At 59.4% G+C, this 14,881-nt stretch carries 7 protein-coding genes; 1 reads left to right on the top strand and 6 read right to left on the bottom strand.

Annotation, left to right across the window (positions count from 1 at the left end; genetic code table 11):
- Positions 1 to 3: 3 nt before the first annotated feature.
- Together A6F49_RS03980 and A6F49_RS03975 are read right to left on the bottom strand one after the other, a co-directional pair.
- Positions 4 to 5,430 carry a DUF6531 domain-containing protein gene (locus A6F49_RS03980; RefSeq protein WP_043057109.1) on the bottom strand — a complete coding sequence of 1,809 codons (5,427 nt, stop codon included), beginning with the start codon at positions 5,428 to 5,430 and terminating at the stop codon, positions 4 to 6.
- Positions 5,431 to 5,562: 132 nt separating this feature from the next.
- Positions 5,563 to 5,847 (bottom strand): pyrophosphorylase, encoded by a 285-nt coding sequence (locus tag A6F49_RS03975; RefSeq protein ID WP_043057108.1) that lies wholly within the window; start codon positions 5,845 to 5,847, stop codon positions 5,563 to 5,565.
- A 458-nt stretch (positions 5,848 to 6,305) separates the two neighbouring features.
- On the opposite strand from A6F49_RS03975, the gene A6F49_RS03970 reads away from it, so the two are divergent.
- On the top strand, positions 6,306 to 8,282 hold the full coding sequence (locus A6F49_RS03970; protein ID WP_043057107.1) for a serine/threonine-protein kinase: 1,977 nt from the start codon (positions 6,306 to 6,308) through the stop codon (positions 8,280 to 8,282).
- 147 nt (positions 8,283 to 8,429) lie between these two features.
- Here A6F49_RS03970 and A6F49_RS03965 read toward each other — a convergent pair whose 3' ends face one another.
- The 4 genes from A6F49_RS03965 to A6F49_RS03950 all read right to left on the bottom strand — a co-directional run bounded on the left by A6F49_RS03965 (position 8,430) and on the right by A6F49_RS03950 (position 14,861).
- Positions 8,430 to 8,996 carry a hypothetical protein gene (locus A6F49_RS03965; protein WP_043057106.1) on the bottom strand — a complete coding sequence of 189 codons (567 nt, stop codon included), beginning with the start codon at positions 8,994 to 8,996 and terminating at the stop codon, positions 8,430 to 8,432.
- A 251-nt stretch (positions 8,997 to 9,247) separates the two neighbouring features.
- The gene (locus A6F49_RS03960) at positions 9,248 to 9,841 is read right to left on the bottom strand and encodes a YehR family lipoprotein (RefSeq protein WP_052504713.1); all 594 of its coding nucleotides are present in this window, start codon (positions 9,839 to 9,841) and stop codon (positions 9,248 to 9,250) included.
- Positions 9,842 to 10,006: 165 nt separating this feature from the next.
- Entirely contained in the window at positions 10,007 to 10,486 is a 480-nt protein-coding gene (locus tag A6F49_RS03955; protein WP_043057105.1) for a YehR family lipoprotein, read from the bottom strand.
- Positions 10,487 to 10,529: 43 nt separating this feature from the next.
- On the bottom strand, positions 10,530 to 14,861 hold the full coding sequence (locus tag A6F49_RS03950) for an FtsK/SpoIIIE domain-containing protein (RefSeq protein ID WP_043057104.1): 4,332 nt from the start codon (positions 14,859 to 14,861) through the stop codon (positions 10,530 to 10,532).
- Positions 14,862 to 14,881: the final 20 nt, after the last annotated feature.

Raw genomic sequence — 14,881 nt, 5'->3', positions numbered from 1 at the left:
TCCTTATTTCGCATGTAAGCCGACGGTTGGGTCACTACCCCCGGTCGCCACACCCTGCCAGAAGGATCTTGGCAGGTTGCCGCCGTCTTGGCCTGTGTCGCGCAGGCCTTCATTGATTGCGTTTGTTGCGCCACCAACGAGACGATCGCCGATCTGATCACCGGCGAAATGGCCCCAGGTATAAGGGCCGGTAGATCGTGGCCCAGCCGTACTGCCAAACATTGGTCTCGATACTACGCTGTTGCCCATCTGCGAGGAAACCGGCGAGAGTCGGGACGTTCCATAAGAGCCAACAGCACCCGTACCAAAACCGACTAGACCATTTTGCACGTAACCCTGCCAGGTGCGATTATCACCGCCGTAGACGTGGTAGTTCGCCACATTCGTGGTCGCTCCGCCGGTACCAGCCGAGATGGCGCCACGAGTAGTAGAGCTACGCAGGGCGGCGTATGTGGTCCGGGCAGTGGTACTTGCGTTCGGGTTCAATAAAACATCGGGGCGCACAACGCGCGCTGCTTGAGTCAGACCACGGGCTGCTAAACCGCTCGCACCGCCGCCGATACCACCGATCAGAGCGTCAGTGCCGACCTGACCCCAGTCGATTTCACCATTGGGGTGAGATGCCTGTTGGGAAATCACGGAGACACCGCCACCAATTGCAGCACCACCGGCGGCCATCAGCGCGATACCCGCGGGACCGCCAACGCCAGTCATCGTCAGGGCGACACCGCCAACGATGACGCCGACGGCAACGATGGACTCCCAGTTATCCTTGGTCCAGTCGACTGCCGCGTTAAAACCGGTGGCCAAAGGTCCCTGCAGACCATCTGCGTAGGCTTGGAGTTCTTCGTCGGTGATCGGTGCTAGCCCGTGCGGATCGATGGCATGTAGCGGATCGTTACCCGCATAAGAGTATGGGTTTGCAGCCCAGGCGGCACCCAGTGGCGCGGCCAGCGGGTCCTGCGACAAGAAGCCTGCCGAGGAAGGATCATAAGCGCGAGCTCCCATCCATTCCAGGCCAGCTATGCGCAGGCTGCCGTCGGTACCGAGGCCCACACCAGGGTGAGCAGAGACTTCGGCCAGGGTTTGCCACGGGTCCTGGTAGTGCGTGCCGCGTGCGGCGCGCCAGGTCGGTTTCTGCCAGGTAGTGCTGACGCCTGTCACACCAGCTGGGCCGGTGAACACGGACGTGCCATCAACCTCCAACAAGGATGGCACACCGGCGGCGATATCCCAGTGCAACCGGGTATCGTTGACATCAGTTAGCTCACCAAATGCATTGACCATCAGGTCAGTTTCGGTTGTGCCGTGTGGCGTTTGTTCGATGATGCCGCGCAACCAGCCGCGAGCATCCCAGGCGTATTTGGTTTCGGCACGGTCGGAACGTTCGTGGATCCGTTGACCCTGACCGTCGTATTCGAAAGTCGTCGTTTCACCATCAGGGTGTTTGACCATAAGTAATTGGCTTGCCTGGTCATAGACGTATGACGTCGTGCCGGCAGGCGTAGTGTGGGCGGTCATGCGTCCGGCGGCATCGTAGCTCCAGGTGGTTTCTGCCCCATCAGTGACGGCGGATGTGAGCTGTTGGCCGTCGTCGTAGGTATACATTGTGGTGCCGTGTTCACCGGTGAGTTCGGTGATACGACCGGTTTCATCGCGGCCCATATGAGTCACCGCCACACCCTCGGTAGAGGTATGGGTGTGGGCGACTGGGAAGCCGTCGCCGTAGGCCCACGTTTGCAGCTGGTCGGCAGCCCGGGCCTGAATGATACGGCCGTCGGCGTCGTAGTCGTAGAAGGCTTCACCAAAGGTGCCATGTTTGATGCGGGTGACCCGACCGGTCTGATCGCGGTGATACGAGATGCGCGTACCATCCTGGGTGGTCATGGCCTTCCGGTAGCCATCGGCGTCGTATTCCCAGCGGGCTTCTTCGCTGGACGCACCGCGGGTGGTGACCCGGGCGATGAGTTGGCCCAATCGGTTGTAGGTCAACAGGTGTTCGACTGGTTCATCGTAGGTGCCATCGGTGATGGTTGCGGTGCGCTGAGCGGTATCGCGGATTATCTGTGAGACTAATTGGCCGTTGGTGAAGACGGCGGATTCGCGGCCGGCGTCGTCGTAGGTGAATTCGGTGACATTGCCGTCGTGATCGGTTTGAGAGACCTTGCGACCGGCCGGGTCGTAGGTGGTTTTGATCGTGCGCTTGAGCGGATCGGTTACGACGGCGACGGCACCCAGGTGGGTGTGGTCGAACGTCGTGACGCCACCGGCAGGGTCGGTGACTTTCACGACGCGACCCAGGGCGTCGTACTCATAACGGGTGACGCCACCCAGGCCGTTGATCGCTTCGATCAGTTGGCCGGCGGCATCGTAGCGGAAACGGCGGTGGCCGTAGCGGGAGTCACGCACGGCGGTCAACCGTCCCAGTTTGTCGTAGCGGTAGGAGGCCACGCCCACGCCGGGGATGGTTTCGCTGATGATGCGACCAGCGGCGTCGTATTGAATGGTGCTGGTTTCACCCGACGGGCTGGTCCGAGCAGTGACGCGCGAGTCGGCGTCGTAGGTCAGTGTGGTGCGGGCCCCGGTGGGGTCGATGGCCACTGATGGGCGGCCACACGCGTCGTATTCGTAGCGCACGGTGCGGTGTTCTGGGGTGGTGATCGCGGTGATACGTCCGGCCAGATCGCGTTGGACTTTGGTCAGCCCGCCGTTAGCGTCGACGAATTCCACGGGGCGGCCAGCGGCGTCGTAGCTGATGAGTTCGGCGGCGTCGTCGTCGGTCTGCTGGGTTTTGATCAACCGACCATATTCATCGGTGTGTAAGGTCAGCTGTTCAAAAGCGTTTTGGATCGTGGCGACATTGGCGCTGCGCGAGCGGGTGATGTCGGTGCGCACGCCGGTGGGGTCAATGGCGGCGGTGACTTCGCCGGTGACGTCATAATTGTAGGTCCAGGCGGCACCGTTAGGGTCGGTGATTTTGCGCAGGCGGGACAAGGCGTCGTGGGTGTAGGCCCAGCGCGCGCCGTCGGGCAGGGTGAGTCCGGCGAGGTTGCCGAATTCATCAAAGTTTTGGGTGATGACCCGGCCCAGTGGATCCGTGAGGGTTTCAACTTCACCGTGGGAGCTATACGTGACCTCGGTGCGGTGGCCTTCAGGATCGATCGTTGCGGTCAACCGGTCGCCGGTACCGTATTCGTAGCGCCAGATTGCTCCGGTGGGATCTTGTCGCGCCGTGAGCAGGCCGGTGTCTGAATACGTAAACTGTGTGGTGTGACCTAATGCGCTGCTGGCCTGGGTAATGCGCCCGGCGGCATCGCGCACGTAGCGAGCGGTGTCACCGTTGGCGTTGGTCATGGCGATCAGCTCGCCGAAGCTGTTGTAGTCCAGCGAGACGGTGACACCCTCGGGGTCGACAACGCGCGTGAGCAACCCGTTGTCCCAGGTCAGTTCGCTGCGTCCGCCGAGTGGGTCGATAATAATCGATGGGTTGCGGTCAATGACGGTTTCATATTCGTATTCAACGACGCCGCCGGCAGCGGTGACCACGGTGGTCACGCGGTCGTGGTCGTCATAGCCGTAGGTCAGGTCCGCACCGTCGGGTGTGACGGTGCGGATCATTCGTCCGCGGTGATCATAAGCATGCACAGTGACTTGGCCGTCACGTTCGGTTGAGGAAACCACGTTGCCGTGTGGATCATAGGCCATCGACTGGCGATTGCCATCGGCATCGATAATGCCCACGACGCGGCCCTTGCGATCCGCTATCCAGGTGTTCGCGCCGGTGCCGTCATCGGTCGACACCGAGGTAACCTGACCACGCAAATATGCAAAGCGCACGCTACGGCCATACGGGGTCAGCTGGCTGATCACCCGACCCTTGGCATCGTAGGTATTGACAACTTCAACAACACCATCAGCCGCGACCACCTGGTCAATCAGCCCGGCATCATTCCAGCGATAGGTACGCGTGCCAGACGAGCTGGTCACCTCAGTCAGACGAAGCTGGTCGTCATACAGGTATTCGATGCGGCGGCCATCGGAGGCGCTCACGCTGGCTACTCGATCGGAAATATATTCGACGTCGATGAACCGGCCGCGCTCATGAGCCAGACGGGTGATCTGGCCAGTTTCGTCGCGCACGATACTCACGGTGGTACCCGGCCCACTTCCGGCAGCTAACCAGAGGCCCGCAGGACTAAATGCCCACCAGTTACCTTCGTTATCGGTCACGGTCAGAGCCCGATCCGGTAGTCCTGCCACGTACGTGAGACGCGTCGGCGGTGTATCACTCAGCCAGTAGTTTTCGCCAACCCCGCGGTCCCACCCCTCGGCTGCCCGGGGGAACGTAATCTGTCGGCCGTCGGCCTTGATGAACCGGGCACCTTCGTCATCGAGTTCTAAACGAACGTCAAGTACCGACGACCAACCATAACCGAATGCCCCGGTCCGGTCGTCTAGTGAGTTGTACATGCGCGAGAACTGCAGAGAACTCGCTGCAGTAGAAAAGTCGAGGTCGTACTCGGGTTCTAGGAAGTTCCCGGTTGACGTGTTGACCGGGTCATCGGCGAAACCGGTGGTCGGTTGCGATCCAACAGCCGAAAAAGGTTCAATCGTGAGGTTATCGCGATGTGAATCGACACCGGCGTTCGCCAGGGCAGCGGCAATCGACGCGTCGGCCATCGTAATGCGGCCTTCACCACCGGCGGCTTCAAAAGCTTCAGCAACAAGTCCTGCCCACTGAGCGTCGTTGGCGTTGTCCTCTAGCCACGAATTCATCGCGGTCAAAACCGGCTGACCGTTGAGGTAACCCCACGCGCTATTACAGCCGGCCTCGTAGTCGCTTAACGCGCTCTGGAATTGCGAGACAGCGGTCGCCAGTTCATCATCGAGTTCTCCGGTGCGCGTCTGGAAATGACGCAAATCAGCAGGCGCCGCAGACGATGTGCTCGAGCTACCGGCCGGAGGATCGATTTCACGTCCCTTCACTTGGACGACGTCACTGTGAAAGTTTGGTGGATCCTGAGCCGGCGGTGGCTGAGGATCATCGCCGCCACCAAACCAGGTGGTGACTTCATGCCATGCGCCAACTAATAAGTTATCCTCACGCTGGCGCTGACGTTCTGCCCATGCCCGGGCCTCTTCGCGGCGTTGATCTTCGGCTTCGGCGGCTTCTTTGAGCTCGACTACCCAACCAGCCAACTGACCCAGCGCATTGGCGACCTCGCGGCGACCGTCTGACGCGACCTCGGCGTTACGATCAAAGACCTCAGAGTAATAGCCACGGAATTCTTGCATCGCGGTCCATACTGCAGACGAGCGGGGTCCTTGTTGGCCATATAGCTTGCCCTGCAAGTTGCTTGCCTTGGCTTTGAGCGTGTCAGCTGCTGCGTAGTTATAGCCCGTTGGTTCGTTGCCGCCGATGCCTGACATGAATTTTCTCGCCTTCTGAATTCTTACAATGCCGCACAGTGAAAATGACGCCGCCCTGGCGTCGTGAAAGAACAGGGAACCGGTGTGCCGACGACGTCATACATCTCGGCACACCGGTAAAAATGGTGGCTGTTAGGCGCCGCCACCGGCGGTGAAGATGTCTTGGGAAATGCGGTCCAGCTGGTTGCGCAGTTCTTCCAGCTGCTGCTTGGCGTTGTCCAGAGCCGATTTGGTTTCTGGCCAGGTGCCATTGCGGAAGGTTTCGGCCAGTGGGCCATCCCAGACGTTTGGATCCGACAGGACACGACCCTGGGTGTCCAGCTGGGTGATCTGATCGGTAAAGCCACCATTAACGATGGACTGGATCTGACGAATCGCGGTTTTCGCTTCTTCTGTTGATAGTACGCGTGTAGCCATCGGAACACTCCTCATAAGAAAGACAACAAAGGACACCCAAAATTGGGCACCACCCTAGCGAAGCAAACATTTTCAACTAATTTCGGCCCATGTCACAACATGACGACTACCACCGAACCAGCATAAAAATAGTTCAAATATGAATGATCGGCATCCAAGTATCTGCGACCGACGTTTGTTGATTCGCCTAAAAACGGCTTGTTGACTTGGCTTAATACGTGAAGCTTCAAGATACTTCGTTGGCTAGGGTCGGCACGATTGGCACGACACCCCACACTCGAGGCATCAAAATGTTCACTCATTCATCAAGAATTCTTAACCAAAAATTGATCTAAAACATCGAGATTAACGTCAGCTCAGCAGCACAAAATCAGTCATGTACCCGTTGAAGAATCATCACGTTGGTACGATGCAACAGTCTGCATATCCCTGTCATAACAGCCCGGAAGGAGCGTGCTATGTCGACTCCTCAGCCTGGCGATGCACTCGGCGCGTCCTACCGGTTGGTCAAGCACATCGGTTCAGGTGCTGCCGGTGATGTGTGGTTGGCAGAGTCCACGCGCGATGAGGCGACCTATGCGGCGAAAATCCTCAAGTCCGAACACGCCAATGATGCCGACCTCGTAGAACGGTTTGTACGCGAGCGCTCCGTGCTCATCGGCTTGCGGCACCCAAGTATCGTGGCGGTACGCGACCTTGTCGTAGAAGGTGCGACCCTGGCGATCGTCATGGACTACATCGCCGGCGGAACCCTGCGGGATCTCCTGACAGCCCAGAAGACCCTGCCGGCGGCTGAAGCGCTGAACCTGACGGCACAAATCTTCGATGGTCTGACCGAAGCCCACCGACTGCAAGTGATTCACCGCGACATTAAACCTGACAACGTGTTGCTGTCTGCACCATGGCAACCAGGCCAGACTGAGACCGTTCGAGTCACCGACTTCGGCATCGCCTCGGTGGTTAGTGCACGCCAACGCCAAACCTCTGGCATGCTGGGCACCCCGCAGTACATGGCCCCGGAAATCATCAGCCACGGTCACTCCACTTCGGCCGCCGACGTCTATTCAACCGGTGTGCTGCTGTATGAATTACTCTCCGGTCGTACACCATTCGACGGTCCCGGCACCGACTTCACCATCGCGTATCGTCACGTCACCGCACTGCCGCCAGAATTAGATATTCCGCGTGAACTCTGGCGCGCAGTCAATGATCTCCTTGCTAAAGATCCGCGAGATCGGCCGAGTGCTGCCGAAGCCGCCGCAACCATGCGTCGTCTGGCACCAAAGTATCTTGACCTGGCCGCACTCGCGCCAGCGCCGGTTACCGAAGACTTCGTGGAAGCCGAGCGCCCCCGCACCATGCTGCGCAGCGATCTGCTGCACGAAACGAACCTCACCGGCGACGTCGAATCATCGGTTGCACAACACGCCCCCGAATTGGGTCCGGCCCCGCAGCATACGGTGCTGCGCCCCATGCCGATGGCCCGGATTCCCGAACCCGATGAGCCAGTTGAAGATGACACACCAGCAGATGAACAGCTGAGCTGGTTCACGAAGAAAAATATCTTGCTTGGCATTTCTGGGCTGGTGCTATTGGTCGCCCTGGTCGTCGGCGGCATTTGGCTATTCACCGGCAATGCCGACGACGCACAAACCGCCTCCGACACAGCCTTGCAGGCCAGCCAACAGGATCAACCGTTACCCACTGGGCTGTCAGTGTCTCGTCAAGCATCCTATGATCCTGAAGCTGAACAGATCACCGTGGATATCACGTACTCGGCTCAACGTGCACCGCTGTCTGGTCAGTTCCTGGAGGTCTTGCCAGCAACGGATGCTGAAGCCGAGGCATGCCCGGCTGTGAGCTGGGAGGGTGTCTCCGCGAAGCACCATCAGTCTTCCAACACTGGTTTGCGTGCAGAATGCGGGTGGCAGTTGGACGGCGTCGAAATTCCTGCCAACGATCAGCTCACCGTGACGGCGACCCTGCCGGGAAGTGTCGCGGACCAAGAAGAACTGAACGCTTGGCTAGAAGGTGCAGTTGAGGCAACGAACGCCGCTCTGCAGAATGCAGATGCTTCCTCAACGGCCTATCCGGTGCAGCGACTCCGCGATATTCACGTCGAGACGCCGTCGCGAACCGTCTCCCAGACCCCACTGCCGATCACTCTGGTTCCGGTGTGGCCAAGTGGTCCGGATGAGTTGAATCCGCTGTATCAAAGTCCTGCGTCCGGTTCGCCATCCCAGATGCTGCAGAATATCGCCGGCGATGAGTCGGGCGTGCGGTTCTCCGATAACTGCTCCGGTGCCGTGGCCATCTCGTCTGACGGGTTAACAGTGACGGCGCTGTCGGTGACGTCGCAATGCAGTATCCATGCATCGGTCGGGAACTTCACCAGCTTGCAAAGCTCCCCGTTGAGCATCACCACTCGAGATTAATCATTTCGTCGTAATATTTTCTCTACCTGCCCGATGGTGCTGACGCTAGGGTCGGTCATCGTCCTGGCGGGTTACACTCGAAGTACCGCTAACCGGACAACAATCTTATGAGCATTTCTGTCCTCCTGGATCCGGACCGATCTCTTATCAACTATCCCCCGCAGGGAAGTCGCGGTACTCCCCAGGCATACGACGCCCCACATCGTCATCGTCGCGATCAGTCGCATCCCACGTCACAGTCCCGGCAACATCTTCAGCTTCAAGACGCTGAACAACCGCATCTTGAAGCTCATCTAAGTTGGCCCAATAGACCGGGGACGACCCGGTCAACCGCAATTCATCATTGCCTTCTTTGAGTTGAAAGTAATACCCCTCTGGGGTGGCTGCTTGAACCCGCAGATTCCCGCTGAGCTCACTGCTGTACTCGCTTACATCCCAGTCCCAAGAATCCCACGCCTCGGCAGCTTTGACGATAACCGGGTCCAAATCTTCGGTAGTAGAATACCAACGCTCTGCAGTGAAGTAATGGCTATTTTCATTCGTCGCACCCGCCGGAGCACGACCTAGCGCCCCGCCCTGCATCGGAACAGCACCGGGAGATTTACTCGTATCGAGCCACTCGCCGTCGAAGATATCTCGTTGAACCTCACCGGAAAACCCATTGAGCTGCTCATAGTGTTCCCCAGCCAGGTGATATTGATCGGCTAAGCTCATGGCATCGGCGTACTGCGCGGTACGAGTATCGACGGATCTGCAACAAGTTGAGTTAGTTTTTCACTGCCTCCTGATGAGAAAATCTTTCAAGATTTTCTCATCAGGAGGCAGTCTTATGAAAGGACTTGCGTTTCCAGAGGCATCCGACGCGTGACTGGGACAGCTGAAATTGAAAATGGGGAGTCTTTGTTTCCTCACAAAAACTCCCCATCATCAGCACCATGCTTACCGTCGTAGGACGACAGCAAGCCCTATTCAACTTCGGTGAAACCCTGCTGTTCAAGCAATTTGCGGCTTTCCGACAGGCTAACGAAGTCGGCCGCGCCCATGTTTTCCGAACCTTCAAAGCCTGGGATATCGCTCAGCGCACTCATGTCCACGACTCGGTAGTCAATGCTGACTTCCTCCACTGCAGAGGTCTCGCCGTATTCCATGCTCTGGTCATAGCCTTCGACGCCGGCGGATTGCTCCATGAGCGGGTCGAATACTTCCTGGGCCTGTTCTTTACTGCCAAACCCAGCTGCCTGGTAGTCGATCACGTTGCGAGTCGTCTGTTTGACAACCCGGTCGCCGACTGCAGTGTAGGTGAGCGTCATTTCCACACCGTTTTGGTTTTGAGTAAAGGCGGTTTCGGTTGTTTCACCATCGGCCGCAGGTGACTCCGGCGTGGTCTCAACTGGCTCAATGTTAGTTTCACTCGGTGCTGCCTGGGATTCAACCGGCTCAATATTGACGTTCGAGGCGTCGTTCGTAGAATCGCCACAGGCCGATAGTGTCAGAGCCGCAGCAAAGGGCAGCACTGCCACGGCGGTGAATTTTTTCTTCAATGATGCAGTGATAGTCATGGGGAGTTCTCCTTGGAACACATGTGGGCGTCGCGGTTCTAGCACGACGCCCACTTGGTTTTCTTAAGAATTTGAAAGAGCTGTCAACAATGTGAAACGGGGAGCCCTCTGGTAAAGACTCCCCGCTATAAGTGACGACGTGTGGATCGTCAGCGTCACATCGTATTATTCGACTTCGGTGAACCCTTGTTGCTCCAGCAGTTCCCGGCTTTCTTCAAAACTGATGTAGTCGGCATCTTCCATGTCGGCGGAGCCTTCAAACCCAGGCACGTCACCCAACTGGCTCATATCAACGACTTCGTAGTCAATGCTGACTTCTTCAGTTGCTGAGGTTTCGCCATATTCGATGGACTGCTCGTAGCCTTCAATATCAGCAGCTTGTTCCACCATTGGGTCCAGCAGGGCTTGAGCTTCTTCTTTATCTGCCAAGCCGGCTGCTTCGTAGTCAATGACGTTGCTGGTGGTCTGTTTAATGACCTCATCACCCTTGTGGGTGTACGTCATAGTCATCTCGACACCGTTTTGTTCCTGGGTGAACGAGGTTTCGGTGGCTTCTTCTTCCCCACATCCCGACAGGGTCAGCACTGCGGCAAATGGCAGAACCGCCAGGGCTGCGAGTTTCTTCGAAGAGGCAGTGATGGTCATGAGTTCTCCTTAGAACACTTTTTGAGCCGCGGACTTTCCACGACTAAGACTTGGCTTGTGCCTCAACCGATGGTTGAGATGATTCGACCTGGTCGGTTGGACTCATCGACTGGATCAGCGCCACTGATCCGCCGACACCGGCATAGCCGCGTCCGGTGGTCATGGCGACCGGGGCACGGCGCGGGAGCTTGACGTTGAGTAGGTCGCCGTCGAAATCAACCTCGGGTTGCAACAGGACACCGCACCGGGCTTTGGACAGTTTCTTGGTCCAGTGGCCGTATTGCGAGCGCAGATCGCCAGCTCGCCCGGCGGCAACCACACAGACTCGGGGCTTGGTAGAGGTCAGTAGTCCGGTGATGGACTGGTCGGCATCATCAATGCGTTCGGCGTCGTCAATGAGCAGGAAGACCGGGCCGGTTTCCAGACGCAACAGGGCCAGCATGCCGGGGATGTCGTCGGGGGTTTCGGCGATCTTATCCAATGGCAGGTCGCCCAGCGGGGAACGTCGGTTAGAAATGCCCCAGACGGCAGGGCGCTGGTCGGCCGGGGCATTGAGCAGCAGCTCAGCGATGGCACACAGCAGCGTGGATTTCCCGCTGCGGGCAGGCCCAGCGAGCAGAATATGTTCTTCTTCGAAGACTTCTAATACGCTGGGTTGCAGGGTGTCTTCGCTGATGCCCACCGGGATACGCAGCGGCTCCCGGGTGAGATCCAGGTGCGAGGCCAGGGCACTGACGGCAATGTTTTCGGGTAGGACCCCGATGACATCGGTTTTGGCGGGCGCATCGGCCCAGCGTGCAGCGGCTTCGGTCACTGCTGCTTCGAAGCCCTCATCCGGGGTGGCGATATGCATTTGCAGCAGCGTGTTGATTTCAACACAGCGGCCCGGCACATCGGCGGGCACGTTTTTGCCTTTGACCCCGAGTGCTGAGTAATCGTAGGCATCGGCCAGGCGGTAGACCCAGCGCTGGGTGGTGACTTCATCCATGGCCGGTGGCACGGCCTTGGCGCGCGTGGTGGTGACCACAAAGTGCATGCCAACCGCGGGCCCATCGGCGTAGACACGGTAGAGAGTTTCGAGGTGTTCTTGGCCCTCGAAGTCAGTGAATTCGTCTTTGAACGTGGCCAGTCCGTCGAGCAGGATGACCATATCGCGTTGTTTCACGCCGGTTTCACGACGACGGTTGAACTCCGTGCGCAAAAACCGCATGAAGCGAACCTGTTGTTCCTTAGCCCCCGGCCCGGCACCCACGTAGGCAACCGTGTGCGGGAGGCGCTCAAGCTCGGCGAGCCCGCGCGAGCCCACATCCAGGCACAGCAGGTCTAGTTCTTGAGGCGACCTGGTTGCGGCAAGTGCCAGCCCGATGCTGGCCAGGGTCGTCGTCGTACCACTGCCGCGCACGCCCATGAGCATCAGGTTGCCTTCGTGCATGTCCCAGCCGGTGGGCGACTGGCGTTGCAGATCGGGTTCATCAGCCAGCGCGACGCACACCACGCCGCGGTGCACACCGCCCACGGCCGGAGCCGGGCGGTCCTGTGGATCGTTTTCGGTGTCGGCCGCATACCCGTCGAGGCGGACGCGTTCGCCCAGTGCCTCGGGCCAGACCTGGCGCGGTGGCGCAATCCCGGCGGCGTCATTGGCGGCAATGACGGCGTCGATGAGCAGGTCAAAATCGTTCTCGTCGCTGCTGGAGACTTTCGGTGCTGCGGTTTTGCGCGGCACGAGCTGACCAAATAGCCCCACGTCTTGGATCTCGACCTTTTCGGACACGTGCTCCTGGGCCTTGCCGGTCACCAGGGCGGTCTGGACGGGGGTAATGTCGTCCTGGCCCAGTTTGATGTAGGCGCGTCCCATTTGGGAGCGCTCAATGCTGGCCGCATCCGGCACCCCGATCACATTCGAGGAGTCTTCACGGCTTTGCACACGCAACGCAACACGCAGGTTCGTATTGGCCAGGATGTCTTCGTTGACCACACCGGCCGGGCGCTGGGTCGCCAGGATCATGTGCACACCCAGGGTACGGCCCACGGCGGCCACACTGACCAACGAGGCCAACACGTCCGGGAAGTCTTTGGCCAGCATCGCGAACTCGTCAATCACCAGCAACAAGCGCGGCAGCGGCTCCGGCGGATTCGTGGCCAAGTAAGCGGGCAGGTTGTCGATGTCTTCGCCGGCCTCGGCAAAGAGTCGCTGACGGCGTTCCATCTCGGCTTCCAGGGCGCGCAGGGCACGGTCGGCCAGCTGCTCATCAAGGTTCGAGATGGTACCGATGGTGTGCGGCAGTCGTTCGGCGGCCTTGAACGCGGCCCCACCCTTGAAGTCAATGAGAATAAAGCTCAGCGTTTCGGGGCTATTGCGCGCAGCCAACCCGGCAATAAAGGAGCGTAAGAATTCTGATTTACCGGAACCGGTGGTCCCACCGACCAGCCCGTGCGGGCCATCTTTGACGATGTCCAAAAACACCGTGCCCTTTTCGCTGACCCCCACCGGGCCAGACATCCCGGGCGAGCGCCATAGATCTTGGATCGTCTGGGCGTTGAGGTCCTCAACGCCCAGCAGTTCGGGAAGCCGGACCAACGATGGTAGTGCGGCTCCGGGCACCACAAGTTCCGGGTCCTCAAACTGGGCCAGACGGCGTGCGCAGTACTCGGCGTCCTCAAGACTCACTCCAGCTAGGGTCACGTCTTCCACATCGATGAGGTTTTCGGGGTGATGCACCGAGGCCGAGGCATCTTGACCCACCTCAATGACCGTGGTACAGGCGGCCGGCAGTTGATCGGTGGTCGTGGCAATAACAATGCCGCTGACCTGCGTGTTCTTCTCATCGGCACGCAAAATCCGCACCCCACCGTGGTCCCGGCCGTGGCCCAACAGGTCACGCGCCGGCGAGTTCCGGCCCTCGGTCAGCACCTCGGAATCAATAACCAGCATCAGCCCGTCGGTTGGCAGCCCGTTGATGTTGTCCAACAGTCCGCGCAGCATCGCATCGCTGGCATCACGCTGATTCGCCATCCAGTGCGCACCAGATGAAGTGCCGGGTTGTTTGGTGTGCGGCAACCAGGCAGCCCAGTCCCACACGTCTTCGCGCCCGTTATCGCAAAACACCCCGACGCTCAGATCCGCGGGTCCCACGTGCACGGTAGCTTGCATCACCAAGCTGCGCGCCAGGGCCAGCGCACCCTCACGGTCCCCCACAATGCCAACCACCCCGGCATTATTCAGGTCCACCAACACGGGTGCTGCGGTCAGCTGACTGGCGTCTAACACTTTGCGCACGCGTTCGTGATACTTCTGGGAGCCTCGGTCATCCAGTTCCGGCTGCCACGGGATATCGCCGATCCCGGCGTGCAAATACAAATGGTCGGTCGCATCTGGGCGGCGCTGCCACATCAGCGTGGACGGCAGGGCCACCCGCCGCATGACGGTTGCCGGGTCGGGAATCAGCTCATGACGACGTTGAATTTCCGTGGCCGCCGCCTCGGTGAGCTCTTCGTCGAAGTCCTGAATGGCCTGGCTGAAGCGCTCTTCCTCGGCCTCAAGATTCTTTTTGCGACGCCGCTTCTGCTCAAAGTACATGCCGATGGCCATCATGGGGCTCAGCAGCGCAAACAGGGCAAACCGCGGGTTGCCCAGCACCACCACGAGCACACCGGCCATGATCAGCGGCGCGATGATCGTCACCAGGCTAAAGCGCGCCTGGTCGTTGACCTCTTCGGGTGCCGGCGGCTCAACGGCCTCAGGCTTGGGCGGCAAGCCCGGCCGCGGTGGTCGGTTAAACGGTGCCGTGGCCGCAGGCGTCAGGTTCTTCAGCGACCCTGGAGCCGGCGCCACCGGATCATGGCGGAATGGTTCCACGGAGAGTACTGCGCCACCGGCTTGCACCGTGGCTGCCTCGGTCACCACCGTGCCGTCCTCGTCAACGCTGACACCGTCAACGTAGGTGCCGTTGGTGGAACCGGAGTCTTTGATGATCAGACCATCATCGGTCAGCTCGATCGTGCAGTGGTGCCAGGAGGCGCTTTCGGTGGGCAGCACCAGATCAGCTTGGGGTGCTCGACCAATCACCAGCGCACGGTGCTCCGGCACCACGACGACGCTCCCGACGGCGAATCCACCGGACACCGCGACGTTCCACCCGGCAATATTGCCGGTCTTCTCGGGGGCTTTCCGCGAGATGACCGATCCCTCAAGGATCGTGCAGTCAGCAAGTGTGGTTTCCCCGGTCACCGGCAGCTGGTCAACGTAGAGTCGGTCGTCGTCTGCCAGGCGGTAGCCCAGCGCAGATTCCGTGAGATCAGCAAGGGTCGCCTGCGGCTGGAAGCCGTTGAGGTTGACTACCTGTGTTGCACCATCGAGGTCGAGCAGAATCCGCAATACCGCATCCTAACTATCTG

Origin of the sequence: Enteractinococcus helveticum (genome assembly GCF_001657475.1) — a bacterium.
Classification (GTDB): Bacteria; Actinomycetota; Actinomycetes; order Actinomycetales; family Micrococcaceae; genus Yaniella; species Yaniella helvetica.
This window is presented reverse-complemented; position numbering and strand designations above follow the sequence as displayed.

Excerpts from the sequence above, each read along its gene's own strand:
- A6F49_RS03980 (WP_043057109.1), bottom strand. The coding sequence starts at position 5,430 with ATGTCAGGCATCGGCGGCAACGAACCAACGGGCTATAACTACGCAGCA.
- A6F49_RS03975 (WP_043057108.1), bottom strand. The coding sequence starts at position 5,847 with ATGGCTACACGCGTACTATCAACAGAAGAAGCGAAAACCGCGATTCGT.
- A6F49_RS03970 (WP_043057107.1), top strand. The coding sequence starts at position 6,306 with ATGTCGACTCCTCAGCCTGGCGATGCACTCGGCGCGTCCTACCGGTTG.
- A6F49_RS03965 (WP_043057106.1), bottom strand. The coding sequence starts at position 8,996 with ATGAGCTTAGCCGATCAATATCACCTGGCTGGGGAACACTATGAGCAG.
- A6F49_RS03960 (WP_052504713.1), bottom strand. The coding sequence starts at position 9,841 with ATGACTATCACTGCATCATTGAAGAAAAAATTCACCGCCGTGGCAGTG.
- A6F49_RS03955 (WP_043057105.1), bottom strand. The coding sequence starts at position 10,486 with ATGACCATCACTGCCTCTTCGAAGAAACTCGCAGCCCTGGCGGTTCTG.